At 55.9% G+C, this 18,409-nt stretch carries 22 protein-coding genes; 5 read left to right on the top strand and 17 right to left on the bottom strand.

Features of this window, described 5'->3' with window-relative positions; genetic code table 11:
• Positions 1-20 precede the first annotated feature (20 nt).
• From JQR90_RS13415 to JQR90_RS13390, 6 genes are read right to left on the bottom strand one after another with little or no spacing between them, the layout of a single operon-like run.
• Positions 21-671 carry an HAD family hydrolase gene (locus JQR90_RS13415; RefSeq protein ID WP_010795139.1) on the bottom strand — a complete coding sequence of 217 codons (651 nt, stop codon included), beginning with the start codon at positions 669-671 and terminating at the stop codon, positions 21-23.
• Positions 668-1,657, bottom strand: a complete 990-nt coding sequence (locus JQR90_RS13410; RefSeq protein ID WP_010795138.1) for an ABC transporter ATP-binding protein — start codon at positions 1,655-1,657, stop codon at positions 668-670. The genes JQR90_RS13415 and JQR90_RS13410 overlap by 4 nt, the downstream gene beginning before the upstream one ends.
• Entirely contained in the window at positions 1,654-2,448 is a 795-nt protein-coding gene (locus JQR90_RS13405; RefSeq protein WP_010795137.1) for an ABC transporter permease, read from the bottom strand. Before JQR90_RS13405 ends, JQR90_RS13410 begins: the two co-directional genes overlap by 4 nt.
• Complete coding sequence (locus JQR90_RS13400) at positions 2,435-3,265, bottom strand: ABC transporter permease (RefSeq protein WP_010795136.1); 831 nt, start codon at positions 3,263-3,265, stop codon at positions 2,435-2,437. Before JQR90_RS13400 ends, JQR90_RS13405 begins: the two co-directional genes overlap by 14 nt.
• Complete coding sequence (locus JQR90_RS13395) at positions 3,262-4,059, bottom strand: alkaline phosphatase family protein (protein WP_010795135.1); 798 nt, start codon at positions 4,057-4,059, stop codon at positions 3,262-3,264. The genes JQR90_RS13400 and JQR90_RS13395 overlap by 4 nt, the downstream gene beginning before the upstream one ends.
• A gap of 4 nt (positions 4,060-4,063) precedes the next feature.
• The gene (locus tag JQR90_RS13390; protein WP_010795134.1) at positions 4,064-5,122 is read right to left on the bottom strand and encodes an ABC transporter substrate-binding protein; all 1,059 of its coding nucleotides are present in this window, start codon (positions 5,120-5,122) and stop codon (positions 4,064-4,066) included.
• A 239-nt stretch (positions 5,123-5,361) separates the two neighbouring features.
• On the opposite strand from JQR90_RS13390, the gene JQR90_RS13385 reads away from it, so the two are divergent.
• Positions 5,362-6,090, top strand: coding sequence for a UTRA domain-containing protein (locus JQR90_RS13385; protein WP_037029642.1), 729 nt, complete (start codon positions 5,362-5,364; stop codon positions 6,088-6,090).
• 44 nt (positions 6,091-6,134) lie between these two features.
• On the opposite strand, the gene lpcA is transcribed toward JQR90_RS13385, so the two are convergent.
• The 3 genes from lpcA to JQR90_RS13370 form a co-directional block, all read right to left on the bottom strand.
• Positions 6,135-6,722 (bottom strand): D-sedoheptulose 7-phosphate isomerase, encoded by a 588-nt coding sequence (lpcA, locus tag JQR90_RS13380; protein WP_010795132.1) that lies wholly within the window; start codon positions 6,720-6,722, stop codon positions 6,135-6,137.
• Positions 6,723-6,740: 18 nt separating this feature from the next.
• The gene (locus JQR90_RS13375; protein ID WP_010795131.1) at positions 6,741-8,027 is read right to left on the bottom strand and encodes a M18 family aminopeptidase; all 1,287 of its coding nucleotides are present in this window, start codon (positions 8,025-8,027) and stop codon (positions 6,741-6,743) included.
• 223 nt (positions 8,028-8,250) lie between these two features.
• Positions 8,251-8,535, bottom strand: coding sequence for a hypothetical protein (locus JQR90_RS13370; RefSeq protein ID WP_230382114.1), 285 nt, complete (start codon positions 8,533-8,535; stop codon positions 8,251-8,253).
• Here JQR90_RS13370 and JQR90_RS13365 point away from each other — a divergent pair.
• Positions 8,449-8,622 carry a hypothetical protein gene (locus JQR90_RS13365; RefSeq protein WP_230382098.1) on the top strand — a complete coding sequence of 58 codons (174 nt, stop codon included), beginning with the start codon at positions 8,449-8,451 and terminating at the stop codon, positions 8,620-8,622. The two genes, JQR90_RS13370 and JQR90_RS13365, sit on opposite strands and share 87 nt — an antisense overlap.
• A 59-nt stretch (positions 8,623-8,681) precedes the next feature.
• On the opposite strand, the gene JQR90_RS13360 is transcribed toward JQR90_RS13365, so the two are convergent.
• From JQR90_RS13360 to minC, 4 genes are all read right to left on the bottom strand, one after another.
• Positions 8,682-9,317 carry an RluA family pseudouridine synthase gene (locus JQR90_RS13360; protein ID WP_010795130.1) on the bottom strand — a complete coding sequence of 212 codons (636 nt, stop codon included), beginning with the start codon at positions 9,315-9,317 and terminating at the stop codon, positions 8,682-8,684.
• Positions 9,318-9,377: 60 nt separating this feature from the next.
• Positions 9,378-9,638 carry a cell division topological specificity factor MinE gene (gene minE, locus JQR90_RS13355; protein WP_010795129.1) on the bottom strand — a complete coding sequence of 87 codons (261 nt, stop codon included), beginning with the start codon at positions 9,636-9,638 and terminating at the stop codon, positions 9,378-9,380.
• A complete protein-coding gene (gene minD, locus JQR90_RS13350) occupies positions 9,635-10,450 on the bottom strand; it encodes a septum site-determining protein MinD (RefSeq protein WP_010795128.1) in 816 nt (271 codons plus the stop codon). The genes minE and minD overlap by 4 nt, the downstream gene beginning before the upstream one ends.
• A 167-nt stretch (positions 10,451-10,617) precedes the next feature.
• A complete protein-coding gene (minC, locus tag JQR90_RS13345) occupies positions 10,618-11,379 on the bottom strand; it encodes a septum site-determining protein MinC (RefSeq protein WP_010795127.1) in 762 nt (253 codons plus the stop codon).
• Between the two features lie 123 nt (positions 11,380-11,502).
• On the opposite strand from minC, the gene JQR90_RS13340 reads away from it, so the two are divergent.
• A complete protein-coding gene (locus tag JQR90_RS13340; RefSeq protein ID WP_010795126.1) occupies positions 11,503-12,435 on the top strand; it encodes a lipid A biosynthesis lauroyl acyltransferase in 933 nt (310 codons plus the stop codon).
• 16 nt (positions 12,436-12,451) lie between these two features.
• Positions 12,452-13,681, top strand: coding sequence for a patatin-like phospholipase family protein (locus tag JQR90_RS13335; RefSeq protein WP_010795125.1), 1,230 nt, complete (start codon positions 12,452-12,454; stop codon positions 13,679-13,681).
• Here the strand turns inward: JQR90_RS13335 and JQR90_RS13330 are convergent.
• The 4 genes from JQR90_RS13330 to JQR90_RS13315 all read right to left on the bottom strand — a co-directional run bounded on the left by JQR90_RS13330 (position 13,675) and on the right by JQR90_RS13315 (position 17,351).
• Positions 13,675-14,526, bottom strand: a complete 852-nt coding sequence (locus tag JQR90_RS13330; protein WP_010795124.1) for a pirin family protein — start codon at positions 14,524-14,526, stop codon at positions 13,675-13,677. The genes JQR90_RS13335 and JQR90_RS13330 overlap by 7 nt on opposite strands.
• 159 nt (positions 14,527-14,685) lie before the next feature.
• Entirely contained in the window at positions 14,686-15,474 is a 789-nt protein-coding gene (locus JQR90_RS13325) for an MlaA family lipoprotein (RefSeq protein ID WP_010795123.1), read from the bottom strand.
• A complete protein-coding gene (locus tag JQR90_RS13320; RefSeq protein WP_010795122.1) occupies positions 15,467-16,774 on the bottom strand; it encodes a hypothetical protein in 1,308 nt (435 codons plus the stop codon). The genes JQR90_RS13325 and JQR90_RS13320 overlap by 8 nt, the downstream gene beginning before the upstream one ends.
• A gap of 88 nt (positions 16,775-16,862) precedes the next feature.
• Entirely contained in the window at positions 16,863-17,351 is a 489-nt protein-coding gene (locus tag JQR90_RS13315) for a GNAT family N-acetyltransferase (RefSeq protein ID WP_010795121.1), read from the bottom strand.
• A 185-nt stretch (positions 17,352-17,536) separates the two neighbouring features.
• On the opposite strand from JQR90_RS13315, the gene JQR90_RS13310 reads away from it, so the two are divergent.
• On the top strand, positions 17,537-18,385 hold the full coding sequence (locus tag JQR90_RS13310) for a glycine betaine ABC transporter substrate-binding protein (protein WP_026004140.1): 849 nt from the start codon (positions 17,537-17,539) through the stop codon (positions 18,383-18,385).
• Positions 18,386-18,409 lie beyond the last annotated feature (24 nt).

The following is an 18,409-nucleotide window of genomic DNA, read 5'->3' as shown; positions in this document are numbered from 1 at the left end:
CATGGCCAGCCTTTGTTTGGCTATTTCCACTCAAGGATTGGCCAACCCCGCCGACTGGCCTGCTCGCGCAGACGGGGATCGGGATTCACGGCGTGCGGATGCCCAACGCGTTCTAGCAAGGGTAGATCGTTACGTGAGTCAGAGTAGAAACTGGCATCTGCAAGCTCGACCTCCTGATGATCTATCAGCTCGAGAAGGCGCGTCAGTTTGCCTTCTCGATAGGTCAGAACACCTTGAGTACGGCCAGTGTAGACCCCATGGGCCAGTTCCAGGTCGATGGCCAGTATTTCGCTGATCCCCAGCCTACCGGCAATCGGTTCGACCAGATGAGCGCCGGACGCCGAAATCAATACGATCCGGTCGCCTCTGGCGCGATGTTCCGCAATGCAGCGGCAGGCATCGCTGAAGATCAGAGGCTCGATCACGTCTTCGACATAGGCGTCGATCTCCGGCTCCAGCTCCTCAGGCGCTCGACCTATGAGCGGCTCCAAGGCGAATGCCATGTATTCTTCCATGGCCAGGGCGCCTTCGGCGTATGCCTTCATCAGGGCGGCATCACGCTGGATGAAGGACTCGTCAACCCAGCCGAGTTGGGCCATTCGCTGGCACCACAGACTGGAGCAGTCACCGTCGATCAGGGTTTCGTCAAGGTCGAAAATAGCGAGGGTCATGCGACTTCTCTTGCGGCTGATGAATCGATCCCCAATGTGACGCGTGAGCCGCACGGGTGCAAGGCAGAGGCATCCTGATTGAGGACATCTACCAGTAATTCGATCCCCAATGACTGCACGCGGTAGCGAATGACATTGCCTAGCAGCGTATGTCCGACAATCTCGGCACTGGGGCCTTCCGATGCGTTGATCCTGATCGATTCGGGGCGGATCGCTACCTGTTGAGTGAAGTTTCGCCCTAACAGGGTAAAGGCCTGAGCGGGATCCAGAATGTTGTAGTTACCCATGAAGCCTGCTGCAAACAGCGTGGCTGGCGCAGTATAGAGGGTTTCCGCATCGCCACTTTGTACGATGCGGCCCGCTTGCATCAACACGATGCGGTCGGACATTGTCAAGGCTTCTTCCTGATCATGCGTGACAAACAGGGTAGTCAGGTTGAGCGCTTGCTGAAGGCTGCGTATCTGTTCTCGTAGATGCTTGCGGATGCGCGCATCCAGTGCCGATAGCGGCTCGTCGAGTAGCAGCAGACGTGGACGAGTGACCAGTGATCGCGCCAGGGCGACACGCTGACATTGCCCTCCCGACAGCTGATGAGGGTAGCGGTCTTCGAACCCCTTGAGTTCTACCAGTTCGATCACTTCGGCGGTGCGCAGGTGTAAAGTTTGGCGATCCACTTTTTGCATCTTCAGGCCGAACGCTACATTTTGCGCGACCGTCATGTTAGGAAACAGCGCATAGCTCTGAAACACCATGGCAATGCCGCGCTTTTGCGGCGGCAGGGTCGCAATATCCTGACCGTCGAGCAGGATGCGTCCACCGTTTACCGAGGTTAAGCCTGCCAGGCAGCGTAGCAAGGTGGATTTGCCGCAGCCGGAAGGTCCTAAAAGCGTAACCAGCTCACCTTGTTCTGCAGAGAAATCGATGTCCTGAAAGATCATGTTCGAGCCGTAGCTCTTGTGCAGATGTTCAACGCTTAGAAAGCTCATGATTTATCCCGGCTCAAACCACTGGCGGCCCACGTTACGGTCAGGACGACCAGAAAGTACGAGATGACTAGTGCGCTCGTGAAATGGCCGCTGCCATTGCGCATGTTGTACAGATAGACCTGCAAGGTTTCGTAACGCGCTCCAACAAGAATGTTGGCAAAAACGAATTCGCCAATCAGAAACGAAAATGACAGAAACAGCGCCACCATAAGACCCTTGCGCAGGTTGGGCAGTACCACCAGGAGGGCCGCCCGGAAGGTGCTGGCGCCCAGCAGGTGAGCCGCATCCATCAGGTCATGAATATTCAGTGCCTGCAGATTATTGCTGATGGCTCGGTACATGAACGGCAGGGCGATGGTGAAATAACAGCCGATCAGAATCCATGGTGTGCCTATCAACGGCAAGGGGCCGCCAGCATAGAGTTGCAGCAATCCTACGGAAGACACCACAGGCGGCACGGCGAACGGCAGCAGGATGAACACGTTCATGAGTGCATCGAGCCTGGGGAAGTGGTAGGCGATGACGAACATGAGAGGAAGTACGAGGAAGACGGCCAGTAACAGCGCGCCCACGCAGACGATCAATGAATGCCCGAAGGCGATGAGAAAGCGTGAGTCGCTCCAGAGCGCTACGTACCACTTCAAGGTCAGCCCGCTGGGAAGAAGCGTGGCGGACCATTGTGTTGCCAATGAATACAGCAGGGTGGCAGCGAGCGGCAGTAGAAGAATCAGAAAGAGCAGCCAGACGACCAGGCGATGGTAGAGTGAAACCGACCGGTTAGCGTTTGACATGGTAGCTCCGGCGTAGCAGCCATTGGTGAGCGAGGGTAATCACGGCCATGAGCATCACCAGCAGCATGGCAAGGGCGCTTGCGAGGTTCGGATCCAGAAAGATGTCGCCAGAGACCAATGCCGCTATACGGACCGGAACCACATTGAAATTGCCCGTCGTCAGGGCATATACGGTTGCGTAGGCCCCCAGCGCATTGGCCAGTAGAATGATGAATGTACCTAGCAGCGCCGGAGTCAGCACCGGCAGCCCGATATGACGCCAGAAATGCCAGGTATTGGCGCCAAGCAGTGAGGCAGCTTCATGCCAGTCTTCGTGCAGGGCATCAAAGGCAGGGTAGAGCAACAGAACGCCTAGCGGGATCTGGAAGTAGGTATAGATCAGGATCAATCCGCTTTTGGAATACAGGTTAAAGTCCTCGATCAGTCCGGTCTGCTTGAGCAGCAGGGTCAGGCACCCATTGATGCCAAGCAGGATGATGAAGGCGAACGCCAGGGGAACACCGGCAAAATTGCTCGTCATGTTGGCAAAGGCTGTCACGAAATCTCTTAGCTTCGAGTCGACCTGGCGTAGCGAGTAACTGCCCAGAATGGCGATTAGCAGGCCTAACAGGCTGGACCAGACCGAAATCTCCAGTGAAAAGCGTATAGCCTGGCGATAGAAGGGTGATTCAAGGATTTCGGTGAAGTTACCCAGGCCCCAGCCATCCAGGTGCTTGAGGCTGTTGATAGCGATCCAGATCAATGGGGCTATCTGAAATGCACAAAAGAAAACTAGAAAGGGCAGAAGGCACAATGCGGCGAGCCATTTGCCTTTCATGCCAGGAGTTCCCGACAAACCGGCTTGTCATGGGCGACACCTAAAAGCTCACAAAGTGTACCGCATAGGTCAGTTTGTACAGGGCTTGCCTCTTGCAGGCTGAAGCCTGTCCCGAACACGAATAACGGGACTTCACGCTCTTCAGGCAGCAGCCCCCCATGGCTGCGGTCATCATTCATGCCATGATCGGCTGTCACCATCACCTGATAGCCCGCCTCCAGCCATACCGGTAAATGGCCGGACAGGCATATATCTGCCACACGTGCGGCGTTTCGATATTGGCTGCTGGAAAGTCCGTATTTGTGGCCAGCATCATCGATATTCATCGAGTGAGCCAGCAGAAAATCAAGGGAATGACGTCGTCTCAAGCTTTCTGCGTCGTCGAAGAGGTGAGAGTCTGGATAGTGATCGGCGTAATAGAAATGGCCGTACTGGATAGGCAGGTCCGGGGCACAGATATGACGGTCCCGTGCGGCATCAAAGGGCGAACGGTTATAAAGTTCGCTGATCCAGTGATAGGCCGCAGCCGCCGTCGTGAGGTAGGCCTCGCACGCATAATGAAACACACTGCGCTGGCTCGAAAGCCGGACGATCTGATTGTGCGTAATGCCGCTGTCGACAGGGCGTACCCCTGTGAGAATGCACTCGTAGAGCGGGCGGGAGAGCGACGGCAATTCACACTGCATGGTATAGAGCCGTCCGCGCCCTGCCTGACAGATACCTTGGAGGTAGCCCATGCAGTCACGGGCGACTCCATAGGCCAGACCGTCCAGCACAACCAGGATCGTCTTCATTGGATCACTGCTTCATCTGCATGATCACGTTTTCCTGCCAGAGACGTGGCAGACGCTTGGCTGTTTCTTCCCAGGCCTTGGCATCCGCGATGGGCTTGGCACTGGCATATTGCTCGCTTGGTAACAGTTTGGCTTTTACATCCTCGGGTAGCTGGATATGGTCAGCACGGATGGGGCGGGCATAACCGCGAGCCAGGTTGATCTGGCCAGCATCGGAAAGAATGTATTCACGTGCCAGCTTGGCTGCATTCGGATGCTTGGCATACTTGTTCAGAATCGTGGTGTAGCCGGACGTAATCGAGCCGTCTGAAGGGATGAGCACTTCAAAGCGTGAAGTATCGATCTGATCGCGATAGTTCAATCCGTTGAAGTCCCAAACGATACCCACTTCGACTTCGCCTTTCTCCAGGGTCGAGACGACCGGGTTGGTCATGGACAAACGGCCCTGCTGCGCCAGCTTGCCAAAGTATTCCAGGCCGGGCTTGATGTTTTTTTCGTCACCGCCGTTAGCGTAGGTAGCCGCCAGGACCCCACTCACTGCCTGTGAGGCAGCGCTTACATCACCAATGGCAACCTTGTATTTGCCCTGCAGCAGGTCAGCCCAGCTATAGGGTACATCAGCTACCAGCTGCTTGTTGACGATAAACGCGATGGTGCCGGTATACGCCAGCATCCAGTGACCGTCCTTGTCCTTGGCCCAGTCGGGAATCTGCTCCCAGGTGGTGGGCTTGTATGGTTGAGTTACGCCTTTCTCCACGGCAATGGGACCAAACGAGGCGCCCACGTCACCCATATCGGCGGTGGCGTTTTCACCCTCGGCTGCGAATTTGGCTATTTCCTGGGCTGAGCTCATGTCTGTATCCATGTGCTTGAGGCCGTACTTTTTCTGCAGATCGGCCCAAGTGTCCTTCCAGTTGGCCCAGGTGTCAGGCATGCCTACGCTATCAACCTGGCCTTCCTGGCGGGCAGCCTGCTCGAGTGTGTTCATATCCGTGGCGGCCAGGGCCAGGGTGCCATTCAGCGCAAGTGCGCTACCCAACAGTGAAGCAAGCAAGCGTTTCATTGAGCGCTCCTTCGAGGCGTGGTCGATTGGCTGGTCTAGATCAGCAAGACGCAAGCCAATCTACCGCCGAAGGATGACGATTTGATTTCCACCCTGATGGCATCTATGCAGAGGGTTGCCCTAACGACGAATCATGAGCTAACTCGCAGCTTAACGGGGCGGTCATCTAGATAATCTAAGCTGCCACTATTTCTTTCTGGCTCATGCATCCCTGAGCTTTACCGGCTGGACTAGTCCAAATGAGAGCAAGCCCGCACGATGACGCACCAAAAACCGTCACAGCCATCTGCCGCTCATTGGAGGAGCAGATTATGTGTGGTGCGCTTGCGCCCTCCACCAAGCTGCCTGCAGAACGACGTTTGAGCGAGTCGTTTTCAACGACCCGGATTACATTGCGTGAAGCGCTTGGGCAGTTGGAGTCGCAGGGGCTGATTTATCGGGAAGAGCGACGTGGCTGGTTTGTTTCGCCCCCCAGAGTGGCCTACAACCCGCTAGTACGCTCGCATTTTCATGCCATGGTGGCAGGGCAGGGCCGTGTTCCGGCTACCGAAGTCCTCTCGGCTCGGTTGGTGTCTGCTAATGCAACGGTGTGTGGGCTTCTCGAGCTTCCCGAGCGTACAGGCGTCTATCAGATACGGCGAGCCAGGCGTATCGACGGCCGTCTGGTGCTCTATGTGGAGCACTATCTCAACCCGATCTATTTTCCCAATATCCTGCAATTTGACCTGACCCATTCGCTAACCGATCTCTATGCCAGTGAATACGGTATCCGGTATGGGCGTGTTCGTTTCGAAATGCGGCCTACAGCGTTGCATGCGGACGCTGCGCAGGCACTTAAGGTCAGCATGGGAAGCCCGGCGCTGCATATCACACGTATCAACCGCGATCAGCAGGGGCGTCTGATCGATTGCGATCTGGAATACTGGCGGCACGACGCCATTCATGTCAGCGTAGACGTGCCAGAGTAAGGTGAGTGCGGCGCCATGGTTGGCACCGCCTCCGAATGGTTAAGTCAGGCGTAGTTTTCCGGGTTCAACTTACGCTCGATCAGCTCCATAAGGATATGGATGACCTTGATATGCAGCTCCTGGATACGATCGGCATAGTGGCCGCCAGGCGCACAGATGCAGACATCGGCCATGGTTTCGAGCAGGGAGCCTGGTTTGCCGGTTAGTGCAATGACCTTGATACCCAACGCTTTTGCTGCCTCAGCGGCCTTGAGCACATTGGGACTCTTGCCGCTGGTGCTGATGGCCAGCAAGACATCTCCTTCGCGCCCATGGGACTCGATATAGCGAGAAAAGATGTAGTCGTAGCCAAAGTCATTTGCCACACAGCTGATGTGGCTGGCGTCGCTTATGGAGACGGCAGCAATGCCCGGGCGGTTTTTGCGGTAACGGCCGGTCAGCTCTTCAGCGAAATGCATGGCGTCACACATGGAGCCGCCGTTACCACAGGAGAAGGCCTTGCCCTTGTGCTCGAAGCTTTCAACCAGCAGTTCTGCCGCACGCTCGATATTCCGTAGCGCCTGTTCGTCAGCCAAAAAGTTGTCCAGTGCTGTCTTGGCTTCAAGCAGACTGTTGCGGATATGCGTGATCATCGTGCGGTTCCCTCTGCCTTATGGCAGTACATGGCTGGAATAGAAGGCTTTAAGGACTTTCACCAGATAATTCAGGTCATGGCTGCCAGCGAGTTCGCGGATCGAATGCATGGCAAACGTCGGCAGGCCGATATCGACTGTGCGAACGCCCAGTTGGCTGGCAGTAATCGGGCCGATAGTCGAGCCACAACCCATATCGCTGCGGGTCACAAAGCTTTGAACCGGTATTTCATTTTCCAGGCAGAGATGACGGAAAAATCCACCGGTTTCGCTGTTGGTCGCGTAGCGCTGATTGTTATTGATCTTGATGACCGGCCCGGCATTGAGTTTAGGGCCATGATTGCCATCATGCTTCTCGGCATAGTTCGGGTGTACACCATGAGCATTGTCGGCCGAGATCAACAGTGAACGGGCGATGATCCGGGTAAAGTCCTCACCTTCCGGCAGGGCACGGCGCATGACTTGCTCAAGGAACGGGCCGTCCGCGCCACAGTGAGAGCTCGAGCCCACCTCTTCGTGGTCTGTGCATACCAGCACGCAGCTTTCATTGCCATCTGCCGACAGCAGCGCTTCCAGACCGGCATAACAGGACAGCAGGTTATCCAGGCGGGCGCCGGCAATGAAGTCTTCATCCAGACCCACCACAGCGGCTTTCTGCACGTCATAGAACGATAGTTCGAAGTCCAGTACCGACTCGGCCAGGATGCCATGCTCCCGCTCCAGTTGCTCGGTCAGCAGCGCACGGAAATCGCGTCGCTCACTGGCCGGTACCTGCGCCACAATGGGGGGAAGCTCGTTCTGGGCATTAATGGGCCAGCCTTGATTGGCCTCACGATTCAAATGAATAGCCAGATTCGGAATGATAGCGATCGGACGTTTGAAGTCGATCAGGCGGCTATGCTGAGTGCCGGTCTGGCGAAAGGTGACACGACCTGCCAGGGACAGATCCCGATCGAACCAGGGCGCCATCAGCATACCGCCGTAAACTTCCACACCCAGTTGCCAAAACCCTTGCTTGTAGAGCTCTGGGTTGGGCTTTACGCGCAGGCAGGGGCTATCGGTATGAGCTCCAACCATCCGCAGGCCGTTGCGTAGCGGATCATCACCCAGGCGAAATGCGATCAATGAGGAGTCATTACGTGTAACGTAGTAACGTCCACCCGGACGAAGATGCCAGGTATCCCGCTCATCCAGCCGCTGGAAGCCGGCCTGCTCAAGACGGCGACTCATCGTGGCGGTAGCATGAAAAGGGGTAGGGGACGAAGCGAGAAAGTCGATCAAACCTTGATTGAGTGTGTCGCGCATGCGGTACTCCTTACAATATGCCCCTAGTCTATCCATTTATGCTGTTAGGGGGCTAACTCAGTTAGTCGATTAACGCGCCACAAGGTCGAAAAGGTGCCAATGCTTGTTGGCTCCCTTTGCCGTTTTCCCGGCCCCCCTCAGTTTCGTCAAAATGAATCAACGTCCAATCCGAGGGCAGCGCCAGAACAGAGGCCCTGTCCAGCACTGTGATGCCTGAGGCAGCCTAACTGTCTCTTTCTCTTTGTCCGAACAATTGACCGGCGAACAGCCCGTTTGGCCGTAACGCCGTGGAAATTGGGTGCCATAAGGTTTTGAAGGACGAGGGCTCGCGAAAGGAAAGCGAGAAACTCGCATTGATCAACTGACATTTGGGCAGCTCCAGTGTCTCGAAGCGCATTTGCGGCAGTGTAGTAAAGCGCTGATGCTGGCCTTCCGAGACACGAATGCTCAGGCGCTCAAGCGCCTCTGCCTGTGCATCAACGGCAATGACATCCCAGCCGCGCGCCAGGAGTTCGAGCGTGTCACGAGCTGTACCACAGCCAAGATCAAGCGCTGCTCCAGTGGGACCGTTCCAATGATCCAGCGCACGCAGTAGTGTAGAGCGGGTCGGCTCGTCACCTATGGCGTCGTAATAGCCGGTCCATTTGGGCCTTTTTAAAATGGTGCTGCGCTTTCAAAGCGCATGCGCTCACCTGTTTTGGGATGGGTCAGTGCCAGAAGGCTGGCATGCAGGCACAACCGGGGATGCGCATTCAAGGCGTCTTCATGAGCATAAAGCCGATCACCTAATAGCGGATGACCAATGGACAGCATGTGCACACGGAGCTGGTGGGAGCGTCCCGTAATAGGCGTCAACTCGACTCGGCTGTAATGACCGCAACGTTCTATGACGCGCCAGAAAGTCAGCGCGTGGCGCCCCAACTCGTGATCGACGACATGCCGTGGCTTGGTCGGTGGGTCATACCGCAGCGGTAATTCGATGCGGCCACTGTCGGCCTCAGGCTCACCCCAGCAAAGAGCGGTATAGGCCTTTTCAGTCTCGCGGTCATGGAACTGGCGAGAGAGTTCACGGTGGCTGTCTGCGTCGCGCGCAAGCACCATGATCCCGGAGGTTTCCCAGTCCAGACGGTGCACGATACGTGCCTCGGGGTAGCCGTTCTCCTGGAGGCGGGTTACCAGGCAATCCCTGTTATCTTCGGCTCGACCGGGAACCGAGAGCAGCAGGGTCGGCTTGTCTACTACCAGTAACGCATCGTCCTGGTGGATGAAACGGATATTTGAGAGAGGCATGTCACGTTCAGAAAAGAGCCCATCGGCGGTATGAGCCGCCGATGAATGACCAGCCAGGGATCAACGATCCCGGTCTGGCAGAGTGATGTTCAGTTCCAGAATCGAGCAGCTACCCTGGTTTTCCAATTCCACCTGGATCTGGTCCTGCTCGATCGGTACATATTTGCGGATGACTTCCAGCAGATCTTTCTGCAGCTGAGGCAGGTAGTCAGGCTGGGAGTGACGTCCGCGTTCGTGAGCGACGATGATCTGCAGCCGCTCTTTGGCGATGGAAGCGCTGTTTTGCTTCCTCCGATCGCGAAAGAAAGCAAAGAGGCTCATTCACTCCCCCCAAATAGTCGTTGTAGGAAGCCTTTCTTCTTCACATCGAGGAAGCGATGAGGCATTTCCTTGCCCAGCAGCCGCTCTACCGCGTCGCTGTAAGCCTGGCCGGCGTCGCTCTGTTCGTCGAGAATGACCGGAATACCCTGGTTCGATGCCTTCAGGACAGCCTGAGACTCAGGAATGACGCCGAGTAGACGGATAGCCAGAATCTCTTCCACATCCTCTACGCCCAACATTTCACCCTTGTTGACGCGCTCTGGGTTGTAGCGGGTCAGAAGCAGGTGCTCCTTGATCGCATCCTCGCCGTTCTCGGCGCGCTTGGATTTGCTGGCGAGCAGGCCAAGCATACGATCCGAGTCACGTACGGAAGAGACTTCCGGGTTGGTCACGACAATGGCTTCATCGGCGTAGTACATGGCCAGATGGGCGCCTTTCTCGATCCCGGCAGGGGAGTCGCAGACAATATATTCGAAGTTACCCTTAAGTTCTTCGATTACCTTGCCGACACCTTCCAGCGTAAGGGCATCCTTGTCACGCGTCTGGCTGGCTGCCAGCACATACAGATTCTCGAGACGCTTGTCTTTGATAAGCGCCTGGGTGAGCGTGGCTTCGTTGTTGATGACGTTTACAAAGTCATACACAACACGACGCTCGCACCCCATGATCAGATCAAGGTTACGTAAACCCACGTCGAAGTCGACGATAACGGTCTTATGCCCGCGCAGGGCCAGACCAGTGCCGATGGCCGCGCTTGTGGTTGTTTTGCCGACACCGCCTTTACCGGAGGTGACTACGAGTACTTTGGCCAAGCTGATTCACCCTAAATTCGAAATAAGCTCACGGAATGAACGGCTGGAGTACCAAAAAATGGCCGCCGGAACACTACACAATACTCGGCTGGACTCCAGACGCCATTCGGGTCTGAAAGCGGTATCGATGACGCTACCGCTTCGTAAAAAATTCGCGGCAGTATCCGTTAAAGACGTGTGATGTTCAACACATCTCCAGACAGACTGATCTGAACAGGATTTCCCCACTGGGGATGTCTGCGCAAGTCTTCCGCTACTTTGTATTGTCCAGCAATCGAGACCAGTTCGGCGGTGAGTTGCTGGCAAAAAATTCTTGCTTTTGTGTCGCCCTTCACACCTGCAAGGGCACGACCTCGCATTGGCCCATACACATGAATATTGCCGTCGGCGAGCAATTCAGCTCCCGGACTGACCGAGGATAACACCACCAGGTCACCACCGGGTGCATAAAGCTGCATGCCGCCGCGTACGGGTGCCGTAATGACTTTGGTGGGGTTCACGGCAGGTTCGGCAGGCTTCTCCGGTTCAGGTGCAGGGTCTGCCGCTTTTGCCGGTTCCCGCTCGCGCAGCTCAAGGGCACGCTCGCGCCCTGCACCGCTTGCCGGAGGAAGCACCGGCAGATCGAAATCGTTGGCAGCCCGGATGTCCAGAGGCCGCCTGGCTCGAAGCGCCAGGGTTCGCAGGCCGTGGCGGCGACAGAGATCGAGCAGGGCACCCAGGTCAAGCGCTTCATCGTCTTCCTCGAGCTTGTCGAGCGATAGAATGAGCGGGGTGTCGTGAAAGAAATTGGGCGCCTGTGCCACCTTCTGTGCCAATTGACGGTCGAGGCGTGAAAGATCGTTGCGGGAGAGTTCCAGCACGGTAACGGCAAGCATGTTGCCCTTTAGCTGGAATACGGAATCGTTATCGAGAAGATCAACCTGGCTCATGTTGGGACCGCGTGCGTCAGATGCCGAGGACTTATAACGAGATGACAAGCATGTCGCAAGCATGGCTGCTTGCTAACGGTCAGGAATGTAGAATGCACCGTTTAATGTTTACCAGGATGTTTGATGGAACGCCCTCGTTTTCGACTTGCTTTTCTTCATCCCCGTTATTGGCTGCTCTGGCTGGGATTGGGCGTACTCTGGCTGATCGTCCAGCTACCCTATTGCGTACTGCTTCGCCTGGGTCGCGCAATAGGCTGGGTCATACTGCACGTTTCTGCCAGTCGACGCCATATTGCGATGCGCAATCTCGACCTGTGCTTTCCTCAATGGAGCGAGGCCGAACGTAAGCGTGTGCTCAGGGAAAATTTCGCATCGAACGGTATCGCCTTGATCGAGATGGCCATGAGCTGGTGGTGGCCCAGATCACGCCTGAGTCGGCTCGCTCATATCGAGGGAATCGAGCACCTCCAGCGAGCCCAACAAGAGGGCAAGGGGGTCATCCTGATGGCGTTGCATTTTACGACGCTCGAAATCGGCGCTGCGCTGCTTGGGCAGCGGCATACCATCGACGGAATGTACCGCGAACACAAAAACGCAGTGTTCGATTACGTGCAGCGCAAGGGGCGTGAGCGACATAATCTGGATGCCACTGCCATCGAGCGCGAAGATGTACGAGCCATGTTGAAGGTGCTCAGAGGCGGCCGCGCCATCTGGTACGCACCTGATCAGGACTATGGCGCTAAGCAAAGTATCTTCGTGCCGTTATTCGGAATTCAGGCCGCTACGGTTACTGCTACCACCAAATTTGCACGCCTGGGCCGGGCACTTGTCATGCCCTTTACTCAAGAGCGGCTGGCCGATGGGTCAGGGTACCGCCTGGTTATCCATCCGCCGCTGGAGGACTTCCCGGGTGAGACGGAGGAGACTGACTGCCTAAGAATCAACCAGTGGGTGGAAAAAGAAGTCAGTAAGCTGCCCGAGCAGTACTTATGGGCACACCGTCGCTTCAAGACGCGGCCAGCTGGCGAACCCAAACTGTACGCCAAAAGCGACTGAGTTCCGTCGCGCACCTATGACACGCTATGCTCAAGGCGATGTGTTTAACCTCGGACTCAAGGAAAGGGTGTTGGACGTTACTTCGGCTGTTCCTGTTACAGGGCTGATCCTGTCTGGCGGTGGCGCTCGGGCGGCGTATCAGGTAGGGGTGCTTTCTGCCATTGCTGAGCTGCTGCCTGCGGGTGCGCGCAATCCTTTTCCTGTCATCGTGGGAACATCGGCGGGTGCCATCAATGCAACGGTATTAGCCTGTGGTGCGCTGCAGTTCCAACTGGCCTGTCAGCGCCTGACCCAGGTCTGGCAGAATTTTCATATTGATCAGGTCTACCGCAGTGACTGGCCCGGCGTGATCCGGCAGGCCAGTCACTTCATTGGACAGAATGTCTTTGGTATACGTGGCAAGACGCCGGCGGCATTGCTGGATAATGCACCGTTACGCGCACTGCTAACTCGGGAGCTGGACTTTTCAGGTATTACAGCCGCAGTTAAGGCCCGGCATCTGCGGGCCATAGCTATTACTGCATTTGGGTATGACTCCGGCCACTCGATGACCTTTTACCAGGGGCACGGTGCGATTGATCCCTGGCTGCGTCATCGCCGGGTTGGGTTTCCCACTCGTCTGAATGTCGAGCATCTAATGGCCAGTTCGGCCATTCCGCTTATCTTCCCGGCAGTCAAACTGGGGCGTGAATACCTGGGCGATGGCTCGGTGCGTCAGGCGGCACCTATCAGTCCGGCATTGCACCTGGGGGCTAACCGGGTATTGATCGTGGGCGTCAGCAACAACCCTCACGCCGATGCCTCCCGTTCGGAGGACGCCTCTGCCGCAACCGGTAAGGCGCCTACACTGGCGCAGATAGGCGGGCATCTGCTGAACAGTACGTTTATCGATAGTCTGGAAAGCGACACCGAGGTGCTTGAGCGTATCAACTTGATGAGCCGAATGATTCCGCCCTCGGAGCAGCAGAAGCGTCTTGGTGTAAAACCGGTTGAAACGCTGGTGATCGCACCGAGCGAGCCCTTGGCTGAGATTGCGGCCCGCTTTCGACATGAGATGCCAGCGTCCCTGCGTTTGTTTCTTCGTGGGCCTGGTGCAACAAAGAAAAGCGGGTCTGCCGTATTGAGCTACCTGCTGTTCGAGGCAGGTTACTGTTCTGAGTTGATCGCACTTGGGCGGCGGGATGCCTTGGCCCAGCGTGATCAACTCATTCAGTTCCTAGGGCTGGAACTGGCCGCTGCTCACTGACCGAACTCGCCGCGCTGATAGTCACGCAAGGCTTGTTCAATCTGCTCACGTGTATTCATCACGAAGGGGCCATATTGAACAATGGGCTCATTCAGCGGCGCGCCTGCAATCAACAACACGCGAGCACCTTGGGCGGATCGAATCCGCAGCTGCCCTTCATCGCTCAGGCGAACCAGCCGATTGGTCGTTACAGGCGCCACGGTATCGCCTTCGACTTCAATCTGTCCTTCATACACATAGAGTAGGGCGCGATGCCCTTCGGGAAGGCGCGGACTGATAGCGCTTTGTGCCGGCATGATGAAGTCGAAATAATAAGGGTCCGTATCCGGCCGCTGCACGGCGCCCAGCTGCTGGTGTTCCCCGTCATCAAAATGGCCGGCAAGCACGACAACTTCAACACCCTGTGAGGTAGTCAGGCGAGGTACTTCTGCAGGCTCATAGTCACGGTAGCTGGCGGGTCCCATTTTGGTTTTGCCGGGCAGGTTCAGCCACAACTGGAAGCCTCGCATCAGGCCTTCCTGTTGCTCGGGCATTTCGCTGTGAATGATACCGCGAGCAGCCGTCATCCACTGCAGGCCACCAGGCTTCAGAAGACCTTGGTTGCCCAGGTGATCCTCGTGGCGCATACGACCTTCGAGCATGTAGGTGACGGTCTCGAAGCCGCGGTGAGGGTGGGCTGGAAAACCACCGATATAGTCATCTGCATTGGCTGTATCAAACTGGTCCAGCATGAGAAAAGGATCGAAGCGCTCAACGCCCTGGCCGGCAAATACTCGCGTCATGCGTACGCCCGCGCCATCAGAGGCGGGCTGGCCTGTATGCAATTCAAGAACGTTGCGGTACATGATTCGTGCTCTCCAAGCGGCCAGACAAGGTGTCTGATCTCTAGATGAGATCATAATACTTCATTTATTTTAATCTATTTATCCATATTATATGTATTTCATATCTAATAATATGATGCTTTTGGTTGGAAAGAAGCCGGCATGAGGCCGGCTTCTTTCTTATTCCTTTATTTGAAGCTTACGTGCTTCGGTATAGACGTAACGGACCTTCTCGTACTCAAACGGCGAGTTGAGCTGCCCATACCGGAAGTTGGTGATGTAACGTAGGTTGATACCGCGTAACAGTAGAATCTCCGGGTGACGGCCGCTTTCCTCATTTACATTCAGATAGTTGATCTGATTCTCGGCCAAGGTATCTACCGCAAAACCGCTGGCATCACGCAGATTGGACGGACCCAGTAACGGCAATACCAGATAAGGGCCGCTGGGAACACCATAAAAACCCAGCGTCTGGCCAAAATCTTCAGATTGCTTGGCTAGTCCCATGCGCGTAGCGGGGTCCCATAGGCCAAAGACGCCGATAGTAGTATTTAGCAGCAGACGCCCCGTGGTATTCAGAGCCCTTTTACCCTTGAGTTGCAGCGTGCTGTTCAGCAGATTGCTGATGTCACCCAGGTTGCTGAAGAAATTGCTAACGCCACTTCGCACGAAGCCCGGCGTGACCCGACGATAGCCATTGACGACAGGTAATAGTACCCATTCATCCAGGCGGTAGTTGAAGTGGTAGACGCGGCGGTTCCAGGACTCCAGTGGGTCATAGACATCCAGCGCATTGAGCGACGCCCGCTCGAACTCGCGCTGATCCAGGCCAGGGTTGAATTTCAGCGTGGACAAGGGGTTGGTAAACCCATCTGCGCCTACGGGTGAAGGTGATAAAGTTGACGAATCCGTATCGGCGAAAGCGTAAGCGCTAGCCAGTAAGGGAAGCAGGCAGAGGAATTTAGCCACGGGCGAAGAACTCCAGCATGGCGTCGGCGTTGACGCGATAATTAAGATTGCCGCAATGCCCGCCCAGCGGGTAAAGGGTCAGGCGTTTACCGAACGTACGACGTAGGAAGCCGATATCACCAGGACCAAGAATCAAGTCATCTGCGTTGTGCATCACGCCGATCTTGTCGCTCTCCTTGAGGTAACCTTCCAATGCCGTCAGGCTGGATTGCCTAGCCAGTTCAGCCAGGCTGGTGCCCTTGGTCGTCCGTTCCCAGAAGGGTAAGAGCTGGTCATACATGTAGCAGTCAAAATCGCATTGCAGGGCGCGAGCAAAGAAGCGCGACAGGCTGGTTCCCTGATCGATCGGGTAGTCGGGCGGTGTGATCAAGCCACGACGGTTGATCAAATCGGATGTAAAGGCAATGTCTGCCGCTGAAAAGCGGAACGATGTACCAATCAGCATCGCCATTTCTTCATTGCTCAAGCGTTGGGGCGACTGCTGAAAATCGAAAAGCAGGGCTTCATTGAGATCAACATGGCCTTTCTGCTGGAAGTAACGGGTCAGCTTTGCCAGGACTAGCTCGTAAAACGTCCGGTTGTTGGTTATCCCATTGACTTGGGTCTGAACCAGTCGATCGAGGTTGCGCACTGAGGTCAACAGATTGACCGGCGGGTTGAGCAGCAAGACACGAGAGAAGTTGAAGCTGCGCTGGCTCTCGTCGAGCTTGCTGACGAACGCTGCATCCAGTGCGCCCAGGCTGTAACCGGTAAGAAAGTACTTGGTTACAGGCAGTTTGGGGTGCTGCGCGCGAACGGCCTGCATGACGCGATAGAGGTCTTCTGCATCGCCAGGGGTGTAGCCGGGCGTAGCCTGCCGGGAAGCCGCTGCCATAAAGTCGTAGCTGGTGGGTGAGGAAAGCTGAACGACATGGTAACCCGCGCTGTAATACAGGCGCTTGAGGTACTCCGGTGTGCTGGATGAGTAGTTGGCGCCGGTTCCGGCAATGATGAAGATCAGCGGCGCCGGATGATCCTGCATCGCCAGACGATAGTGCAGCTTCTTGACCGGCCAGAAGTTATCCGGAAGTTCGTACTCCCGTTCAGGCCGCAAGTTGATGCTGTAGTCTTTCTGGTCGATTTCCAGATCAGTAGGCAGCAGTGGCTGCAATTCCAGCGGCGTGGAGGTGATAGTGGCTTCGAAGGGGTTGGTCAATGGGTAGCCATAGGTGGCAGCGTCAATATCAGCTGCGACACCACGACCGGAAAGACCAAGCAAGAGCGCACCCAGGAGAGCTGTGATGCGCAACGGGCTAAGCATAAGGAGAGTCCTTTCGCAGGGTTGCTTATTGGAATAAGCCTATGACCACAGCCTGATAATAAGGTGCGCTGTGCTTGTTGGCTCTCTATCAAATTGTGCGTTCGGCCAGATTGGTCAGGGTTTCGCCTGTTACTCGATTGACTGTCCATTCATCCATTGAGATGGCGCCCAGGCTGCGATAGAACTGGATCGCAGGCTCGTTCCAGTCCAGCACGGACCATTCCAGACGCCCGCAATTACGCTCTACTGCCAGCCGTGCCAGGCTGATAAGCAGTGCCTTTCCGAGGCCTTCACCACGCGCGGCAGGGCTGACATAGAGATCTTCCAGATAGATACCTGGCTTGGCGAGCCATGTTGAGTAATTGTGAAAGAACAGGGCAAAGCCAGCAGGCGTCCCGTCTATTTCCCCAATGAGCACCTCGGCGTAACGGCGCTCACCAAAAAGTGTCGCGCGCAAGCTGTCTTCAGTCGCCATGACCTGCTCAGGCATTTTCTCGTAGTCGGCCAGCTCTTTGATGAAAGTCAGGATGTGCGAAACGTCAGCGTCAGTAGCTGGGCGTATATTCAGGCGGGACATGTAAAAACCTCGACATCGAAAGCGCTAAGCATGCCGAGGCTATTTCCTAGAGGCAATAGAGGTGCCATTTCATTGCGGGTGTCGCATATGGCGGTTGCTCAGGTCGCTCTCAGGGCAGTCCCGTTTTCGTCGCCCTTGAAGATAAGGATGGCGCAGTGATGCCGTTTTCAAAAAGGGGACAGAGGATGCGAATGTTTCGAAAGGTAGTAGGCCTGGGTATGGTGCTCTTCCTGTCAGCAATGGCCAATCTGGCTATGGCGGCCAAGCCAACGGTAACCATTGGCTATGTAGATGGATGGGCCGACAGCGTTGCGACCACCTTCACGGCGGCCGAAGTCATTCGTCAGCAGCTGGGGTACGAAGTCAAGCTGATGCCGGTTGCAGCAGGGATCATGTGGCAAGGCGTTGCACGGGGCAAGCTGGACGCCATGCTCTCGGCATGGTTGCCTGGGACCCATGGTTCCTATTATGAAAAGATGAAGAATGATGTTGCCGACCTGAACGTGAACACACCGGACGCCAAGATCGGCCTGATCGTTCCTGAGTACGTAAAAGCCTCCAGTATTGCCGATCTGGCCGCCCAGAAAAGCGATTTTGGTGGGCGCATCGTAGGCATTGATGCCGGGGCGGGCGTCATGATCAAGACCGAGGAGGCGATCAAGGCCTATGATCTGGATTACAAGCTGGTTGCAAGCTCCGGCAGTGGAATGATTGCCGAGCTGATACGTGCGGAGCGAGACCAGAAGCCGGTTGCAGTCACGGGCTGGATTCCTCATTGGATGTTTGCCAAGTGGAAGCTCAAGTTTCTGGATGACCCCAAGGGCGTCTATGGCGGCTCCGAGCAGGTACGTACCATGGCTAATCCAGGACTGGAAAAAAAGGCCAAGCCGGTATGGGATTTCCTGAAAAAATTCTCCTGGCAGCCGGGAGAGGTCAATGAAGTCATGCTGGCCATTGAGGAGGGAAAAAAGCCTGAGCAGGCTGCAAAAGACTGGTTGAAAGCCCATCCTGACCGGGTCAAGAGCTGGCTCTAGACGATAAAGTAAAAGCCCCGCGTT

It is taken from the genome of Pseudomonas sp. JZ114, from assembly GCF_051027705.1.
Classification (GTDB): domain Bacteria; phylum Pseudomonadota; class Gammaproteobacteria; order Pseudomonadales; family Pseudomonadaceae; genus Chryseomonas; species Chryseomonas luteola.
This window is presented reverse-complemented; position numbering and strand designations above follow the sequence as displayed.

Coding starts and splice junctions, on each gene's coding strand:
- JQR90_RS13310 (WP_026004140.1), top strand. CDS start 17,537: ATGCGAATGTTTCGAAAGGTAGTAGGCCTGGGTATGGTGCTCTTCCTG.
- JQR90_RS13360 (WP_010795130.1), bottom strand. CDS start 9,317: ATGCCTCTCTCAAATATCCGTTTCATCCACCAGGACGATGCGTTACTG.
- JQR90_RS13415 (WP_010795139.1), bottom strand. CDS start 671: ATGACCCTCGCTATTTTCGACCTTGACGAAACCCTGATCGACGGTGAC.
- lpcA (WP_010795132.1), bottom strand. CDS start 6,722: ATGATCACGCATATCCGCAACAGTCTGCTTGAAGCCAAGACAGCACTG.
- JQR90_RS13315 (WP_010795121.1), bottom strand. CDS start 17,351: ATGTCCCGCCTGAATATACGCCCAGCTACTGACGCTGACGTTTCGCAC.
- minC (WP_010795127.1), bottom strand. CDS start 11,379: ATGAGCCAGGTTGATCTTCTCGATAACGATTCCGTATTCCAGCTAAAG.
- JQR90_RS13340 (WP_010795126.1), top strand. CDS start 11,503: ATGGAACGCCCTCGTTTTCGACTTGCTTTTCTTCATCCCCGTTATTGG.
- JQR90_RS13400 (WP_010795136.1), bottom strand. CDS start 3,265: ATGAAAGGCAAATGGCTCGCCGCATTGTGCCTTCTGCCCTTTCTAGTT.
- JQR90_RS13410 (WP_010795138.1), bottom strand. CDS start 1,657: ATGAGCTTTCTAAGCGTTGAACATCTGCACAAGAGCTACGGCTCGAAC.
- JQR90_RS13405 (WP_010795137.1), bottom strand. CDS start 2,448: ATGTCAAACGCTAACCGGTCGGTTTCACTCTACCATCGCCTGGTCGTC.
- JQR90_RS13385 (WP_037029642.1), top strand. CDS start 5,362: ATGAGAGCAAGCCCGCACGATGACGCACCAAAAACCGTCACAGCCATC.
- JQR90_RS13330 (WP_010795124.1), bottom strand. CDS start 14,526: ATGTACCGCAACGTTCTTGAATTGCATACAGGCCAGCCCGCCTCTGAT.
- JQR90_RS13320 (WP_010795122.1), bottom strand. CDS start 16,774: ATGCTTAGCCCGTTGCGCATCACAGCTCTCCTGGGTGCGCTCTTGCTT.
- JQR90_RS13365 (WP_230382098.1), top strand. CDS start 8,449: ATGCTGGCCTTCCGAGACACGAATGCTCAGGCGCTCAAGCGCCTCTGC.
- JQR90_RS13375 (WP_010795131.1), bottom strand. CDS start 8,027: ATGCGCGACACACTCAATCAAGGTTTGATCGACTTTCTCGCTTCGTCC.
- JQR90_RS13390 (WP_010795134.1), bottom strand. CDS start 5,122: ATGAAACGCTTGCTTGCTTCACTGTTGGGTAGCGCACTTGCGCTGAAT.
- minE (WP_010795129.1), bottom strand. CDS start 9,638: ATGAGCCTCTTTGCTTTCTTTCGCGATCGGAGGAAGCAAAACAGCGCT.
- JQR90_RS13395 (WP_010795135.1), bottom strand. CDS start 4,059: ATGAAGACGATCCTGGTTGTGCTGGACGGTCTGGCCTATGGAGTCGCC.
- JQR90_RS13335 (WP_010795125.1), top strand. CDS start 12,452: ATGACACGCTATGCTCAAGGCGATGTGTTTAACCTCGGACTCAAGGAA.